The following is a 16541-nucleotide window of genomic DNA, read 5'->3' as shown; positions in this document are numbered from 1 at the left end:
TAACAGGGTAAACGTCTTTAAGCGTATGGTAATCGACATACTGCGTACTCCCTTGTCCTGATGCACCTTTGGCTATACGCGGTAATTCAACATTTTCTCTGATACCGCCTTTAATTTAATTGACTTCTGACCTTTATCTCATGACCGAGTCGCCATTCAAATTGATGCAATGAATGTCGCATTTTTTATTTCTAGTGCTTAGTGAGTATTTCAACAAGCCTTTCAAGTTCTATACAAGCACTTTTTTGTTCAAGATATTTAATAACTGGAAAATATTCTGAGGTAATTACATATTGTTTAAATGTCGGTTTGTGGGGGTCAATATAATCTTTTACAACTTTATGCTTAAGTAACAATGGGAGAAGTTTAGCTGTAAAAACTTTTGATCTAACTTGCTCTTGTTTCTTTGGATAAAAGTTTCCTCTTTTATAAAACAGTCTAAAAAACTTAATTAAACTATCTTTAACTCTTTCCGCCTCGCCGTCAATTTCAACAGTTCTTTTATTTAAAATATCTGAAATACCAACTGTGTTACAACATTTGCTAAAAGTGCCTTCATAGAAAGTTGGTGTTAATCCTTTCCGAGGCTCTAAAGCTTTAAAGGTAGAATCAATAAACTTTGTCTCCAGATCTATAGGACAGTCCCAAAAATATTCAAATTGCTCAAAAAAACAATCAACTAACACTTTTTTTCGGAAGTCAAATGTCAGCTTATTTTTGTTATCCCCAAATATATTTATTAAGCACAGCCCTCTAACTTCTTGAGTATTTTCAAAAATTTTGTCCATTAATTTTGTACGAGATTCAACATCAGAATGATTCGTATCAGAAGCCTGTTGTGCACATAAAAGAAATACAAATACAGAGGAAATAGCGCATTGGTAAGAATAATTACTTTCATTTCTTTCTGCGTGGCACCTATTTTGTAATTCTTCAATAGTTTCAATACAAAATAATATTAGATCATCGTTAAAGTCCGCTCTATCACAAAGAATTTCTGTAAATCCGTTACCATACTTAATATAGCTACCAATAATTTCTATAGTTATTTGATCAAGATACGAAATATCTTGCATTCTAAGATAATGTGCAACATATACAGTTTTAAAATAGAAATTAAAAAAGTCATACCTAAATGATAGTTTATTATCAGAACACACTAACAATGGGTGTCCTTTTAGTTTTTCAATTAATTGATCATCTACTGACACTCTAGTAACAGAGTTCAATACAGATTTCACATCATATAAGCTAAGTCCTTCACCCTTACTAATAGATATGTTCATTAAAATCTTAATTTGATCATCAAGTTCTAAACTGTCTAATTTTTTTATTTCCCGTTCACAAACACTGGCTATAATAAAATCATTCTGCAACTTCTCTGAAAGTAAGTTACTTTTACATAGCGATGTATTAGATAATATTTCACTTTTCTGATTAATCAGATACACAATCATATCTAAAACATATGGAATGTATATCGAGTCCTTTTCTCCATTAGAGGTTTGCTCAGTTGCAAATTTATCAGCTAACTGCATAGCTTTATCGACGGCTGACGTTTCATTTTGAAATGCTTGATTAAAGAACTCAACAGCCAAACCCTTATTAAAAGGCTTTAAAATTATTTCAGGAATTTTTATATTATTCCCTAAGGAATCCCAAAAATGATCTCTACAAGTAATTATAATTTTAGCTTTTTTAAGGTCACTTGAATAACTATTTGAGATTGACTCTACAAATGATGCAACATCAAATTTAGACCCTAGCTTTGCTATAACTTCATCTATACCATCAAGAACAATGATCAAGCTTCCATTATCGACAGATAGCTTAAGTAAATCTTTGCTAAATTTACGATAGCTACTATCCTCTTTAACAATCTGCACTTGATAGAAATCGTATATATCATCAATTTTTTTATTTGAGTTAGTAAGACGTGCTAAATCGTCAATAATCTCATTTGAATCAATGAATAATATTCCTGAATTATTACTACAATCATATATATAATCAAGAAACTGTTTTACTAACGTGGTCTTTCCTACCCCACCATACCCTTTAATTACAAGTAATGGCGCTGCTTCATGTAAATACCACTTTTTTAACTCTTCAAGTGCAGGTTTATTCTCTGTTTCATCCCCATCAATCAGGCTATCCACATAAACAGGAAGATTGTATTTCACGTAATCAAGCAAGCAATCTTTATACAAAAACTCGTACCCAAACTCATCAATAAAAAAAACATGCTCAGTGTTAAATATTTTTTTAATGTTTGTTTTTCGCTTTTCAGTATCTTTAAGTTTAGGTCGTTCAGTTAAAACAATAAGAGACTCAAAACCAGATACTAAATGATTATGCTTTAAATACCCTAATGTTTTCCCCTGGCTTGCGCTCTCATGAAGATATAGAAACTCTCTAACTACTCCAAAGGTTTCAGACATCCTGAATAGTTCAAAAACTATATTTTCTGTCCAATTATTAAGCTTAATTGGATAACCTACATCTAGTGAAAAACTAGTATTTTGATCAATATACAATTGAACAGTTTTTTCAATGCTTCTCTCTTTCTCATCTTCTTTTTTACTATCCGAAGTAGTAAACTGCTTTTCTTTCTTGAACCTAGAAAACTCATCCATTAATTCTTCTATTTCAGTAATGGTAGCAAGTTTTATTGAATCACTATCTTGCCCCTTTCTAACTAATACAGCCCCTTGGTCAAGTGTTCTTGTTTTAGTTTTTAATTCCGACTGTAACTCAGTTACATGACATGGGCTTGGTATTTTAAATACTAGTAATGATGAGCTATCAAGCTCAACTAACTCGACATCAATTGTTACAAGTGATGGAGATGTATACTTTTCTAATTTTTGTACTAATTGTTTCTTGAAATACCTCAAGTCTTTTAAAATTTTTATATTATGAGTATTTACCTCAAAAATTTTAGACTCACTTTCACAATATCCAACAATAAGATAACGATCTTTTCCTACAAAGTTTAAGTAACCATTGGACAATGAAATAATATCTTTTATAAACTCGCCCCATTTGCCACTCATTTCTTCTTTGGGTGTCTCATTATCCCAATACCATTGCCTTTTAAACTCCAGTATTGGTGTTTCGTCTTCATCAACCTTTTCTCTGATAATTTCTGGATCAATCATTAAATAACAACCTTAAATTTGTAACAAATACAATCTATTTATTTGGCATATTAATAATACTCTTTAATATACCCATAAGCCCGATCAAACAGCACCTGGTCTTTATGCAACTTGTACTTCAACAAAGCCTTGCGTAATGACTGCTGTACCTCACGTTCACCCTGGGTTGATTGTTGCCAGCCAGGAAAACGGACGACACGCACAATAGCATCAATATCAGTCACAATACGCTCAACAACCGCAGGTGTTTGCTCGGTCTTAAGCTCTAAAAATAATTCCGTTAAAGCGGCTTGTGGGGTTTTATCTTGTAAGGCCTCTTCCTGCTCTTTCTCGGCTTGAACGGTTTCTTTAGCAATCTTGCACAGCTCTTTAATAAACTCAATCGAGCTGATTAAGCCTTTCTCTGCTTTATCACGTAGCTCTTCTAGGCGCTCACTCAGTTTTTTAAACGTTGGATTACCGGCATGCTTGCTAAACCGTTGCACCAGCATCTTTTCTAGTGCTTTGATTTTCTTTGGATCAGAATTGTTAAAAATATCCTCAATCACATCAGCATCCAGCACAAATTCCTCTAACTGATGTACTTCGCCGACATGAACATGGTCATGAATCAATTGTGTGGTTTGTGCGCCTAAGGTGAGCCATAATAACTTGCCAATATTGTTTGATGCCGGCTTAACAGACTCATAGACTTGCGCCAACCATTTGTAGTCCTGGTTATATAAATCCAGGATATTATCCGGTGACAGGGACTCCCATAATTTAGCCAGATATTTAAAATCTAGCGCGAAGGCGTCTTTTTTCTCATTACTGTTAATAGTATTTTGCGCGACTTCTAGCCCTTCAAAGCCTTCCAGGGTTCTATCGACATTCGGAAAGTGCGCTAAGGCATCGCGCATGGCTTCAGGTAACTTCTCTTTTAATGCCGATAAATTAGTAATGACTTGTTTAACACTTTCCTCATCAAACTCGAGTGCTTTAGCGGCATCATCAAACACACCGAAATAATCCACGATACGGCCAAAGCTCTTTTGTGGATATAAACGATTAGTACGGCAGATAGCCTGCAATAAGGTGTGATCTTTTATGGATTTATCTAAGTAAAGCGTTTGCAATATCGGTGCATCAAAACCAGTGAGTAACTTAGCGGTAACGATAATAAATTTTAAGTCAGACTGTGCATCATTAAATTCATCGACTATCTTTTCCTGTGCCGATTTATCGACCGCCCACTTTTGTTTAAACTCATAGTCATCATTGGCTGTGGTAGAAATCACCACGCGACTGGCTTCAGTAGGAAAATGTTTATCCAACTCTTCTTTGTATAGCACACAGGCATAACGATCAGGGGTGACGATCATCGCCTTAAAGCCTTGTGGTGCAACCTTTTCTTTAAAATGCGTCGCAATATCAGTGACGATTTTAGCAACCCGCTCGGGGGATTTTAAAAACGCCGCCATTTTTGCTGATTTCTGATTTAAGGCATCTGCTTCTTCATCATTTAACGCGGCACTTTCTTTAAACACAGCAAAAGCTTGATCAATGGCTTCCTTATCCACATGCACATCTACCAATCGTGGCTCAAAATGCAAAGGTAAGGTTGCTTCATCGCGTATCGAATCGTGAAAGGTATAACGTGATAAATAACCGCCTTGATCCTCTTCCGCACCAAAGGCCCAAAAGGTATTTTTGTCCGCTTTATTAACCGGCGTTCCCGTTAACCCAAATAAAAACGCATTCGGTAAGGCCGCACGCATTTGCCTGCCTAAATCACCCTCTTGCGTTCGATGTGCTTCATCCACTAAGACAATGATATTGTCGCGCAAATTCATATTAGGCTTGGCATCACGAAATTTATGAATCATTGAGATAATGATTTTTCGCGTATCACGCTCCAGCATGGTTTGCAGCTCTTTAATGCTATCCGTGGATTCGACATTAGGCACGTCCGCCGCATTAAAAGTACCACTGATCTGAGTATCTAAATCGGTTCGATCTACCAGCACAATCACGGTCGGACTTTTAAGTTCAGTGGCTTTACGTAATTTTTGTGCGGCAAATACCATCAACAAAGATTTACCCGAGCCTTGAAAATGCCAGATCAATCCCTTTTTAATCTGCCCCTCAATTACACGTTGTACAATTTTATTTGCACCTTCATATTGCTGAAAACGTGGAATGACTTTGCTGCGTTGTTTCTTTTTATTTGTCGTAAATAACGAAAAGTTTTGCAAAATATCCAGCAAGCGTACCGGACTCAATAAATCAGTTAATTCTTTACCGATTTCCGCTAAACCGAGTTGTTTAGCGAGATCACCCTGTTCTGATTCCAAACGCCACGGCGCCCAAAATTCGAGTGGGCAACGGATAGCACCATAAAATAGCTCTTTGCCTTCGGTAGCAAACGATAAAATATTGGGTACAAATAACTGTGGCACGGCATTTTCATACACCGTATGAATTTCATGCGCCCCATCTAACCAACTGACCGAAGGGCGTATAGGCGTTTTTGCTTCACCGACCGCCGCGGGAATGCCGTTAATTAGCAATACCACATCAGGTATTTTAGTTTCCCGATGATGAATGCGGAATTGATTAGTGACAACGTAGCGGTTATTGGTTAGGTCATCAAAATCCAGCAAGCGAACCGGCACATGGCGATTATTCTCACCAAAGGGCATGGTCTTGTCACCGCTCAACCACTTAAAAAACTCTTCATTGGCTTTCACCAGGCCGATTTGATTTACCGAAATCAAAATAGCACGGAGCTTGTAGATTACTTCATCAGCTAATTCAGGACGTTGTTTAATCTCAGGATTTAAGCGTAGTAAAGCAGCGGTTAATTCGACTTCAACCAATACTTCATTGACGCCACGATTGAGTTCTTCTGCTGATTGGTATACCCACTGAGTGCCGTAACTGCTTTTAGGCGTGGCAATGTTATCAGCATTGAGATTAACACCGCTGACTTGGTGAATGATGTAATGTTCTACGCTGTTGAGTTCAGTAAAGGACATGGTTAGAAGATTTGGTTGATTAGGGATTTTTTAAGTTTTTGTGAATTTTCTATTTTTTTATTTAAATTTGAAATATTATCTGCAATGGATTCCAAATGCTGACCTATGTTTATTTGCTCGTCTTTTTCAAAAATTGGAACTTTAATTTTCTCAATATCTGATGCATAAACATGCATAACTGTTGCTCCAGTCCCAAATTTATTCAGTTGCTGCCTTACAAGTTGAGAATTTAACAAATACCCTAAATAGATACCATCCATGTCATAAGGACGAAAAATCAATATATCACCACCGGCATAAACCTCTTCATCGCTAATGAATGCTGCTGATTTACCAATCTCAGAAATGGTCTCACCTGAACCAGCAAAAAGCACATCGTTTTGCTTTAGCTTAATTGAATTTGCAGAGGATTCATCAGTAATAAACGAATAAAATTTTCTTATAACCCTGTGATGTTTGGTATATAACTCGCCATATCGAACGCATGGAAGTCCGATATCAACTAATTCTGATTTAGTAATTCCTTTACCTTTAAATATTTTTCCAAATTGGCTTAAAGTACCAACCCCCTTGTATTCTGATAATTCATCAATAACTTGCTGTATTGTATGACCAGCGAGAGTTACCCCATGAATTCTGCTTTCAATATCTGAGTCAAGAGTTAAAGACAGTTTATCCAATAAGGTTAAATCATTTTCAACTACCTCTTCCATAGCCCAAAGCAATTCAGCCAGTTTGGCTTGTTGGTCTTTGGGTGGGAGCAGAAATTCATAGCTGGCAACATCACGCCACCTTACATGAGGATTTGTAGATCCAACAATTGATGATGTAGTGTGCTGATAAAACTCATTACTATGAAACAAAAAAGGGAGAAATTCTGGTAAAACTTTTTCCTCGTTAGGCTCCAAAGTTAGCGTTTTTTCACCACATATACCATCAAAAGACGCTAAAGCTGTTCTTCGCAAGTGCGGGTTACGAGTCGGAAATAATACTTGCCCTTTTCTAAAGACTTTATAAAAGGTGGGGGGTAATTCATCTTTATTTTGATTGCCCCATCTTTTAATATGTAATGACTCAGCATTTAAGTGCTCAACTTTTATAAATCGTTCAAATCTATTTTTAGCATTCTCTTTATCGTTTTCTTCTTTTTTAGTAACTACATCAATTAACTTAACTTTTTCCCAAGATGATTTATCTATTTGCATTGATATTTCCATTAATTCAAAGTATCGAAAAGCGTTTCCATGCTTTCCTTCATTATTACTGAACTACTAATCCACTGTGCATAAGCATCGTCTACCGATAAAATATTGTCATTAACTATTCTGGTTGATTTCACATAATTGGTAACAAGAAGCGAGGCATCATTTTTTAATATGTCATCAACATTGACAATACAAGAAAATCCTTCAATATCACTGTAATCAGTGTAAGCGTCATATATCTTTTTTATATGCTCATCTAATAAATATGAAATAGTTTTTTCATCTTTTACTTCGCTAAATGCATTAATAAACAACACTTTCCCTTTTTTCTTTTGGTCTTTATTAGTTCGCCTGATTAATAAAGCAGACTCCATTGATGAGTTGTAAAACAAGTTCTTACCTAACGCAATGACACAATCAATAGTATCCGTTTCTATCATTTTCTTCCTCATCTTCTTTTCGTTATCTCTAAAAAGGATGCCATGAGGCCATAGTTGGACGCACCTACCATTATGCTGATTCATACTTTTATCAATATGCTGTTCAAAAGCATAGTCCGCACAACCTTGTGGAGGCGTACCCCAAAGATTACGCCCATAGGCATCACTCTCAAAGGCTTTACGATCCCAGGCTTTAATCGAGTACGGAGGGTTAGCCAAAATGACATTAAAAGTTTTGAGTTGATCGTTTTCTAACAAACCAGGATTCGCCAGCGTATCCCCACGAATAATGCTAAATTCCTCTATGCCGTGCATAAACATGTTCATACGTGCAATGGCGGAGGTGAGCAAGTTAATCTCTTGGCCATAAAGCTTGAGCGTGCGATATTCTTTGCCTTCATCTTTTAAATGCAAGGCACAATTCAATAGCAAACCACCCGAACCGCACGTCGGATCATAGACGCTTTCGCCGGGTTGCGGGTCCATGATCATAGTCATCAGTTTGACCACAGTACGATTGGTATAAAATTCCGCGGCGGTATGGCCGCTATCATCAGCAAATTCTTTAATCAGGTATTCATACGCATTCCCCAATTTATCATCAGGGACGGTGCTTATATTAAGCTTGTGCTGTGAATAGTGCTCGACTAGGTTGGTTAATATTTCATCCGAAAGCCGGTCTTTATTAGTCCAGCTGGCATCACCAAAAATCCCGAACAAGGTATCAGGATTGGCTTTTTCAATCGTGCGCATGGCTTCTTGTAAAGCTGCGCCGATATTCACCGTGGTTTCACGCACATCATTCCAATGCGCCCCTGCTGGAATTTGAAAGTGATGATTCTCAGCAAAGGCGGCGTATTCCATATCGCCATCGCTTTCCGCTAAAGCATTAGCAAATTCTTCATCATAAACATCGGATATGCGTTTGAAGAATAATAACGGAAAAATATATTGTTTATAATCACCCGCATCGATGGTGCCACGTAATGCTGTCGCTGCACCCCAGAGGTATTTTTCGAGTTCTTGTTGGGTCATGATTAGTAAATCCTTTTAAATTCGAGACATTGCTTGTTAATGGTCATTTAACTCAGATTCAATTTTTTGTAATTCAGCTTTTAGTTCTTCTTTTGAAGGTAGGTATAGCTGATAGCGAGACGCATAAATATTGTTTTCTTCAGGTAAAGTTAATTCTACTAAGGCATCATTTTTTCTGTGGCACAAGACAATACCGATGGTCGGCGCTTCGTCTGCGGTTTTTACATGACGATCAAAATAATTAACATACATTTGCATCTGACCTAAGTCCTGATGCGTGAGTTTATCGCGCTTTAGATCAATCAAGACATAGCAATGCAACAAGCGATTATAAAAAACCAAATCGACATAAAAATGGTCATTATCAAAGGTAAAGCGTTTTTGCCGTGCTTCAAAAAGAAAGCCTTTGCCTAATTCGAGTAAAAAACTTTCCAATTTAGTGATAATGGCTTGTTCAAGGTCATTTTCGGAATAGGTTGGCTTTTCTTCTAGGCCTAAAAATTCGAGGACAAAAGGGTTTTTAATTAAATCGGCGGCTTTCTCTACAATTAATCCCTGTTCGGAGAGTTTAATCACTTCTTCCTTGCTACGACTTAAAACTAATCGTTCATATAAAGAGCTGGAAATTTGCCGTTCTAATTCGCGTACACTCCAACTATTTGCGCTTGATTCCAGTTCATAAAAGCGTCGTTCATTCGGGTTATCAAGCATTAACAAGGTAATATAATGCGACCAACTCAAGGAGAATTCAGGCATTAATAAGTCACTTGCTTGCTCTAAAAAATTCGTGCGCTCAGAGTGTATTGATAAAGATTGGTCAGACAGTGTCTGACTTATTGTCTGATAGGATAGGTAAAATGAACGGCACTGTTTAAGGTTTGTTGCTGATACACCTTTTATGCCTTGCTGCTGTAGTGTATCTGATAATTTTTTTATCAGGTTTTTGCCATAACCAGCGCGATTCTCGCCTTTTTGTTCAAATTCTGAAATATAGCAGCCAAACAGCCAGTTTCTAATCACTAAGGATATATTCACTGTGTAGACGGCACGCTGTTGCATTTTTTCATGCGTTGAAAAACACAGTGTCGTTAATTCGTTAAAATCAAACATTTGCTTCACTGTATAAAGTCCTGCAAAATCGATTTAAATTTTTCTTCAGCTTTTAAACTGTCTTGCAAGGCATCTTTTAAATCACTCAGAGCTTCTTCTACACTGGGCAAGTTATCTTCAATGATTTTTTCTACGTACAGTGGGATATTCAGGTTGTAATCATTTTCTTTTAATTCATCAATACTGGCTACTTTGACGTAATTTTCTACATCAGCATAGTCGTGATACCAATCATAAATCTGCTTTACATGGACAGGCTCTAAAAAGTTCTGCGCTCTGCCAACACGAATTTGATCAGAAGCATCGATAAACAATACTTTTTGTTTTTTCTCTACAGCTTTGTTTTGTTTAAATACCATGACACAAGCAGCCAATTGCGTACCGTAAAAAACATTGGGGCCTAAGCCAATTACGGCTTCTAATAAATCTTGCTCTAATAGCGCTTGTCTAATTTTACCTTCAGCCCCTTTACGGAATAATGCGCCATGCGGTAAAACCACGGTCATGCGGCCAGTGCTGTTCATGGATTTAACCATATGTTGCACCCAGGCCATGTCACCATTCCCTTTAGGGGGTACACCAGCAATATTCCTGCCGAATGGATCATTAGCCCAATTTTCTGCGCCCCAGTCTTTAAGAGAAAATGGCGGGTTGGCAATGACACAATCGAAGGTTTTTAATCCATCCGCTTCAAAGTAAGCAGGGTTGCGTAAAGTGTCGCCTCTTAGCACTTCAAAATCTTCAATACCATGCAGAAACATATTCATTCTAGCAATAGAGCTTGAAGTCAGGTTTTTCTCTTGGCCATACAGTTTTAAGGTACGGGAGTCTTCTTGATTATGTTTTAGATGATCTACACATTCCAATAGCATGCCACCTGTACCGCAAGCAGGATCGTAGATGCTTTCGCCTTCATGTGGGTCTAAAATCAACCCTAGCAAATGCACTACTGAGCGCGGAGTATAAAATTCCCCCGCTTTTTTATTGGTGAGATCGGCAAAGTGCTTAATCAGGTACTCATAGGCTTGACCGAGCATATCAGGGTTGACGTTTTCATTACCTAATGTGTATTGAGAAAAGTGTTCAACTAAATCAATCAACAATTTATCAGAGAGTTTGTTTTTATTACTCCACTGCGCATCACCAAATATACCGTATAGGAATTCCTGGTTCGCTTGCTCTATGCCTCGTAAGGCTTTTTCAATCGCTAAACCTACATTAGTTGCAGTTTCCCGCACCTCAATCCAGTGACAGCCCTCAGGGATTTCAAAACGATGGAATTCAGGTAAAGCGGCATATTCTTCATCGCCCTCAGATTCTTCCAGTGCGATACGAAACTCTTCATCGTAGACATCAGAGATACGTTTAAAGAATAGCAGAGGAAATATGTAGACCTTGAAGTCTGATGCATCGACGGGGCCTTTTAAGATCCATGCGGCTTTGGATAGGTATTGTTCAAGTTGGGAGATGGATAGTTTGTTTTCGGTCATTGAATAGGTGCAGAGCAATCCGTTAATCTGGTACAAATAGCCATTCATTCTACATTTATATGGATATGTTGCTGTTGTTTTTTGTAATTTTCTTATAGTTTAATTTAAATAACCTTAGATAGCACTTGTCACTTTTTTTACGTAAACATCATGTTCTTTTTGTAAGCGCCAAAAGGTTTTCCAGTGCATATCTTTTGGTTTACAGCCGTTTCCATTAAGAAAGCCAGGCTCCCAATCCAGCTTTTCTCTGATTTTATCGACTTGCCTTGCAGCGCTATCCCAATCACGTTCCCTTTGGCTAGGGTAGGCAAGTTTATGACAATGCCGACAAGCAAAGTAGTGGCTATTGTGTAAATATAGGAGAGCAACACGCTTATTGCAGCCGCTTGCAGGACAGATAAACCAATAGCGTTTACCGCCATAATTGCAGTGCGTCGTTTGTAATTGAACTGGATAATTTTGATTTTCCCATGAACCACCGTGGACTCTAGTGGAATAGTTCAGTCTTACTAAATTTGCCTCTGTTTTTACATTAACCCTTCCTATCACTTTGCCTCGCTTTGACCACCTACATGTAAAGCTTGTGCCATTATCTAAAAAGCTATCACGCTGCCAACGCCGAATATCAATTGATAAAGTATCCTCAGTGCTTTTAATGTTGGTTTTTCTACCACTGCCATATCCGCCCATTTATTCCCCCCCACTCTCTGTTTTTTCCGAAATCATTAGTTAAATTATGTTGCGCAACATTGCTGTAAGCGCAGCTAACACTTTAATTTATGACTTATTTTCCAAAACAAAGCCATTTTTTTCAGTCATGGGTTCCAGTATGTCTAAGCGCCAGGTTTGGGTCTCTCTTAGGGTTTTAATGGCTTTATAGAGTTCGTTATCTAACATCAACTGATACTTGGCTAATGCGTCTCGTAGCTTGCCCTGAAGTATGGATTGTTTATTTTGCACAGAACTCGCTATTTCAAGAATTAGAGGGCGTTGTTGAGCTATTTTTATTTGTGACTGATAAAAATCAACCAAGTCTTCAATCCATTCTCTGAGACTTGCAAAATTTTTAATGTAATCATTGAAACTTTCTTCATCTGTTTCGGCTTCCTCTGCCAGGGTTTGGTAAATTAGTGGGGCGTATGCTTTTACTTCCGTTAATACATTTACTTTATCATCATCTATTTTTTCAAATTCCTCTACAACAGCCTTGTATATTTTTAACTGCTCCTGATCAAAATTAGTCAAATCTTCTGCTTTTAGTTCTTTACTTGTATAGCTTAAATCCAATTCACTATTAACCAGTTTAAGTATCTTGGGTTCCTGGTTGCTTAAGTTAATGTGTGCAGTTTCGGAGTTTACTAGACGCCGTTGCCTCCACAAAGTTACAGCGATCCGTTCTACCAATGATTGTTCTAATGTACCCACCGGTTTTAATTCACACTGCAAGCCATTATGCAATAACTGATAGTCTGTTTCATTTTCATTTTTCAGAATAAGCTGTTTGGAAAATAATCCATGCTTGAGGGCATTATTTGCAACAGTTTTCTTACCCTCTTCTGTTACCGGGCCAGTAGATTTCTGAGCATTAGTTTGGTTTGCCTTAAGTTGAGCGAGCGTATTATTCATCGTTAATCTCCTATGCTGTGGTTTTATATTTATTACAAATAACTTCTGTATTAAGCCAAAGTGAGCCTTTTTTACTTGCCGGAGCATTAACAGAACAATGCCCAATTCCGGTACCATCGCCTATCTTGTCAGGCATAAAGTTCTGGCATTGTTTGCATGCTACTGTTTTAGGTTTAAGTTCATGCGTAGGGAAAGGTTGAGTATTTCCTTCTGGCACGGTTTCAGGATAACGTGCCCATGATTTTGCATAGACCGTTAATGTCTCTTGGTCTATCAAATGATGCAGTAAGTCATCAATATCTGAATCATCCAAAAAAGACCAAAGTTGTTCAGCCATCAGTCCTGAAGCTTGTGCCGCATGAATAAACATTTGATTGACTACTTCATTACTTAATTTTTCCTGGTTACCCAAGTTACTACGGTTACCCTTTTTATCATCAGTGTCTTGCGGGGTAACTTGAGCATTATCTTTGGGGTTACTAAAGTTACCTTCCGTCTTATTTTGTTGCAGAAAATCAGTAATCATAACCGTCATGTCATACATGGTTACTCCCTGACAATCTAAGTACATAGACTTTAGTATTACGCCCACTGACCTTTAATTGCTGTTGATCTATCTTATTACCAGGGATTAAATAACCTGCTTTCTTAAGCGCCTGTCGACCTCGTTTAACATCATGCCCTGACAGTGCTTCTTTAAAGCCACTAGCGGTAAACATGTATTCTCGATTGCCATCACCTGATTGCCGAAAATAACCTACTCGATTATTGATCGTTAGCGAGCTATTTGGCTCACTGAATCGGCTATCTCCGTGACAATCAATAAAATCATGAATAGCATTTATGATTTGCCTTTCTTCGTGATCACCTGAACCAAAGTTTTCGCGCCATTGTTGAAAGCATTGCAAAGTAGCTGTGAGTGCTGTCTGCGGTTCCCATCCTGTGATACCGTAACTGCTTGCTAACTCACCAGCCATTGCTGTAATGGCAAAGCGATTTGCAGCACGACCTTCCTGACTACTGAGTGTGCCATCATCAAATACTTTGCGGAATTGCTCTAATAATTCACCTAAGTCTTGCTGATCCGAACAAAGTTGTTCTAAGAAGGCAATACCTGCGGTGCCGTAATACTTTTTACTATTAGCTTGCAGGGTATCGGAAAATTGTCGTCCATTTTCCAATTCATGTAAGTCATCAAACGCACCATATTGCCCAAACAGCGGAATATTCAGTAATCTGATTTCCTGACCTGCTTTGATCTGCAAGCCTTTCTCTGCCATGTGTGACGCAACAGTTCGCTCTCCATTGGATATCACCGCAACAACCCAGCGATGTGAAGGTTTTGCTGTTCCATCACGCATGGCCCGGGTTTTACCAACACCGTTACCTAGCGCATAAATAATACCGCCAATTTCTTTGCCTTCCGCTTCGGATATTTCATCAATAGCCAGTAGTGAATCATTAAAAATAGCTGCAACACCTTCCATACCATTACCTGTTGCTTTCCAGGTTTTACGGTAATCATCACCGCCCCAAACAGAACAGGCTACGCGTAATCCGGTACTTTTTCCTTTTGACGAATCACCATAAATATGAAATCCTCCACCATCGGTATGTAATTTTCTTAGTAATGGGCCTGAGAAGGCAATACTCATTGACAGTACCAATAATGGATTACCAATACATAATCGGGCAATATGTTGTTGCCAATCCTCAAGTTGTGCATTTTGAGTATATTCGCGCTGTTCAAGGTGAGAAGATTGGTAAAACACTTCAGCACTGCCTATGGTTCTATCAGGTAAAACAAAAGCGTTATCATGCCAACCTATATTTAAAGCACTTTTTAAAACGGTTTTAGGTGGAATGGATTGTAAATACAATGGCAATTGATTACGGTTTTTCGGGTCAATTTCACAGCCCATTGATAACAGTTCGCGTCTTAACTCATCACCATTACCGGCCAACATTGACATGGGCATACACCATTGCCGTCTGGTTTTAGTACTCGTTTTAAATTCAATAATCCGCCCAAAATTAAAGTTATTGTTATCTCGGGTAATTGCACGAACATACAGTGGACTGCATATCCAGGTTTCTAACAATACAGGTGGTGCATTGTCTCCACCATCTTTAATGCCATGATGATATACGCCCGGTTTACGTTGAGTACTATTAATCTTGTGCCATTTTTCATACACTCCATAACAAGGCCGTGAGGATTCACCCGGCCATTGTTCAGCAACCTTTGTATCATCTTTTGTTTGTTCAGGGTTACCTTCCAAGCCCTTATTCTCATTGAGGGTAACTTGAGTAACCTCGGTAACTTGTGTTTTTCTATAGTCAAATTCTGGATGTTGAATTTGTTTTAATACAGCTTCTTTGCCTGCCAATAATTGCAGGTCATTAAAGTCAGTGGGCTTAGTGCTAATGTCTAAATCAGAAAAGTCAGGTATTGCAATAAAACACCCTGACTCTTTTGCAGTATCAGTTGCTTTATCTACTCCTGGATTTTTAATTTCATCTTTCCATTGATCATTATCTGCACAGATGATGAATTGCTGTGTGGGGTATTTTGAGCGATAGGCTGCTACAACTGATTTAATGTTTCCAGCATCAAAGCATACAACGACTGGATAAGTTGTTGCTTCATGTATACTTGCGGAGGTTGCATAGCCTTCAGCAAAACAAAGCGGGTGAAAGGTTAAGACCTCACCCATTAAATAATGTCCGCCTTGTTTTTCTGTGCCTGTGGTAAAGGTTTTATTACGCTCCTGATTCGGAATATTGTGATCAAATATTTTTTGCAGTCCTCGTAATCTGCCATCAATACCATTAACCGGAATTGCAATAAATGGATTGTTATCGGCTTCGCCATATCTAACACCAACACCACCTATACATTTTTTAGTTAGATATTGACTGTCTCCAGTTGGTAATAATGCAGCCCATTCCTTAACCGCATCAACAGCGGCTTGTTTACGTTTACGCTTGAGTTGTTGCTCAACCAGCTTTTGCTGCTGTTTTTGCTTATCTGCTAATAAAGCGTAATCAACTTTAGATAATTGATCTTTGTCGCCCCAACTTTTATAGGATTGTCTTAAATCTAGGGAAAAATCACCAAAAGTACACAGAGTGTATTCGTGTCCACCCAGATGATATTGTTGGCCAATATACCAAGCGCATTTTTTACCTGGTTTATCTGTCGTGCCAATGTTTTTGAATTTTCCATCTAAAATAATCTCCTGGCCTGAATTAATATTAAGTCCCGCTGACTGCATTTCTTGCTGCAAACATAATAAGTTATCTGACATAAGGTTTTTTACCTCCCTTATTTTCTGAGTGGTAAAATAGTTGTGCTATATTTCTGTTGCCCGTATCTGTGCGGGCTTCTTTTTGTCTGTTCATATTCCCTCAACAAGTAAAATCACTGTAGTTTTCATCGGGAAGCCTTATAAAC

General features: G+C 37.9%; 10 protein-coding genes. All 10 read right to left on the bottom strand.

What is annotated here, in order from left to right; translation table 11 throughout:
• Positions 1-191 precede the first annotated feature (191 nt).
• On the bottom strand, positions 192-3161 hold the full coding sequence (locus AU255_RS05115; protein WP_080521875.1) for an NACHT domain-containing protein: 2970 nt from the start codon (positions 3159-3161) through the stop codon (positions 192-194).
• A 50-nt stretch (positions 3162-3211) separates the two neighbouring features.
• Positions 3212-6178 carry a type I restriction endonuclease subunit R gene (locus tag AU255_RS05110; RefSeq protein ID WP_080521874.1) on the bottom strand — a complete coding sequence of 989 codons (2967 nt, stop codon included), beginning with the start codon at positions 6176-6178 and terminating at the stop codon, positions 3212-3214.
• A gap of 2 nt (positions 6179-6180) precedes the next feature.
• Positions 6181-7383, bottom strand: coding sequence for a restriction endonuclease subunit S (locus AU255_RS05105; protein WP_158083062.1), 1203 nt, complete (start codon positions 7381-7383; stop codon positions 6181-6183).
• A gap of 11 nt (positions 7384-7394) precedes the next feature.
• Positions 7395-8858 carry a type I restriction-modification system subunit M gene (locus AU255_RS05100; RefSeq protein WP_080521872.1) on the bottom strand — a complete coding sequence of 488 codons (1464 nt, stop codon included), beginning with the start codon at positions 8856-8858 and terminating at the stop codon, positions 7395-7397.
• Between the two features lie 36 nt (positions 8859-8894).
• Positions 8895-9968, bottom strand: a complete 1074-nt coding sequence (locus tag AU255_RS05095) for a PDDEXK nuclease domain-containing protein (protein ID WP_080523286.1) — start codon at positions 9966-9968, stop codon at positions 8895-8897.
• 5 nt (positions 9969-9973) lie between these two features.
• On the bottom strand, positions 9974-11458 hold the full coding sequence (locus tag AU255_RS05090; RefSeq protein ID WP_080521871.1) for a type I restriction-modification system subunit M: 1485 nt from the start codon (positions 11456-11458) through the stop codon (positions 9974-9976).
• A 114-nt stretch (positions 11459-11572) separates the two neighbouring features.
• Positions 11573-12148, bottom strand: a complete 576-nt coding sequence (locus AU255_RS05085; protein ID WP_080521870.1) for a hypothetical protein — start codon at positions 12146-12148, stop codon at positions 11573-11575.
• Between the two features lie 87 nt (positions 12149-12235).
• A complete protein-coding gene (locus tag AU255_RS05080; protein ID WP_080521869.1) occupies positions 12236-13084 on the bottom strand; it encodes a hypothetical protein in 849 nt (282 codons plus the stop codon).
• 10 nt (positions 13085-13094) lie between these two features.
• Positions 13095-13628 carry a hypothetical protein gene (locus tag AU255_RS05075; protein WP_080521868.1) on the bottom strand — a complete coding sequence of 178 codons (534 nt, stop codon included), beginning with the start codon at positions 13626-13628 and terminating at the stop codon, positions 13095-13097.
• The gene (locus AU255_RS05070) at positions 13621-16395 is read right to left on the bottom strand and encodes a DUF927 domain-containing protein (RefSeq protein ID WP_080521867.1); all 2775 of its coding nucleotides are present in this window, start codon (positions 16393-16395) and stop codon (positions 13621-13623) included. The genes AU255_RS05075 and AU255_RS05070 overlap by 8 nt, the downstream gene beginning before the upstream one ends.
• Between the last annotated feature and the right edge of the window lie 146 nt (positions 16396-16541).

The sequence above is a fragment of the Methyloprofundus sedimenti genome, from assembly GCF_002072955.1.
Classification (GTDB): domain Bacteria; phylum Pseudomonadota; class Gammaproteobacteria; order Methylococcales; family Methylomonadaceae; genus Methyloprofundus; species Methyloprofundus sedimenti.
Note: the sequence above shows the minus strand (reverse complement) of the source record. Positions and strands in the feature narration are given on the sequence as shown.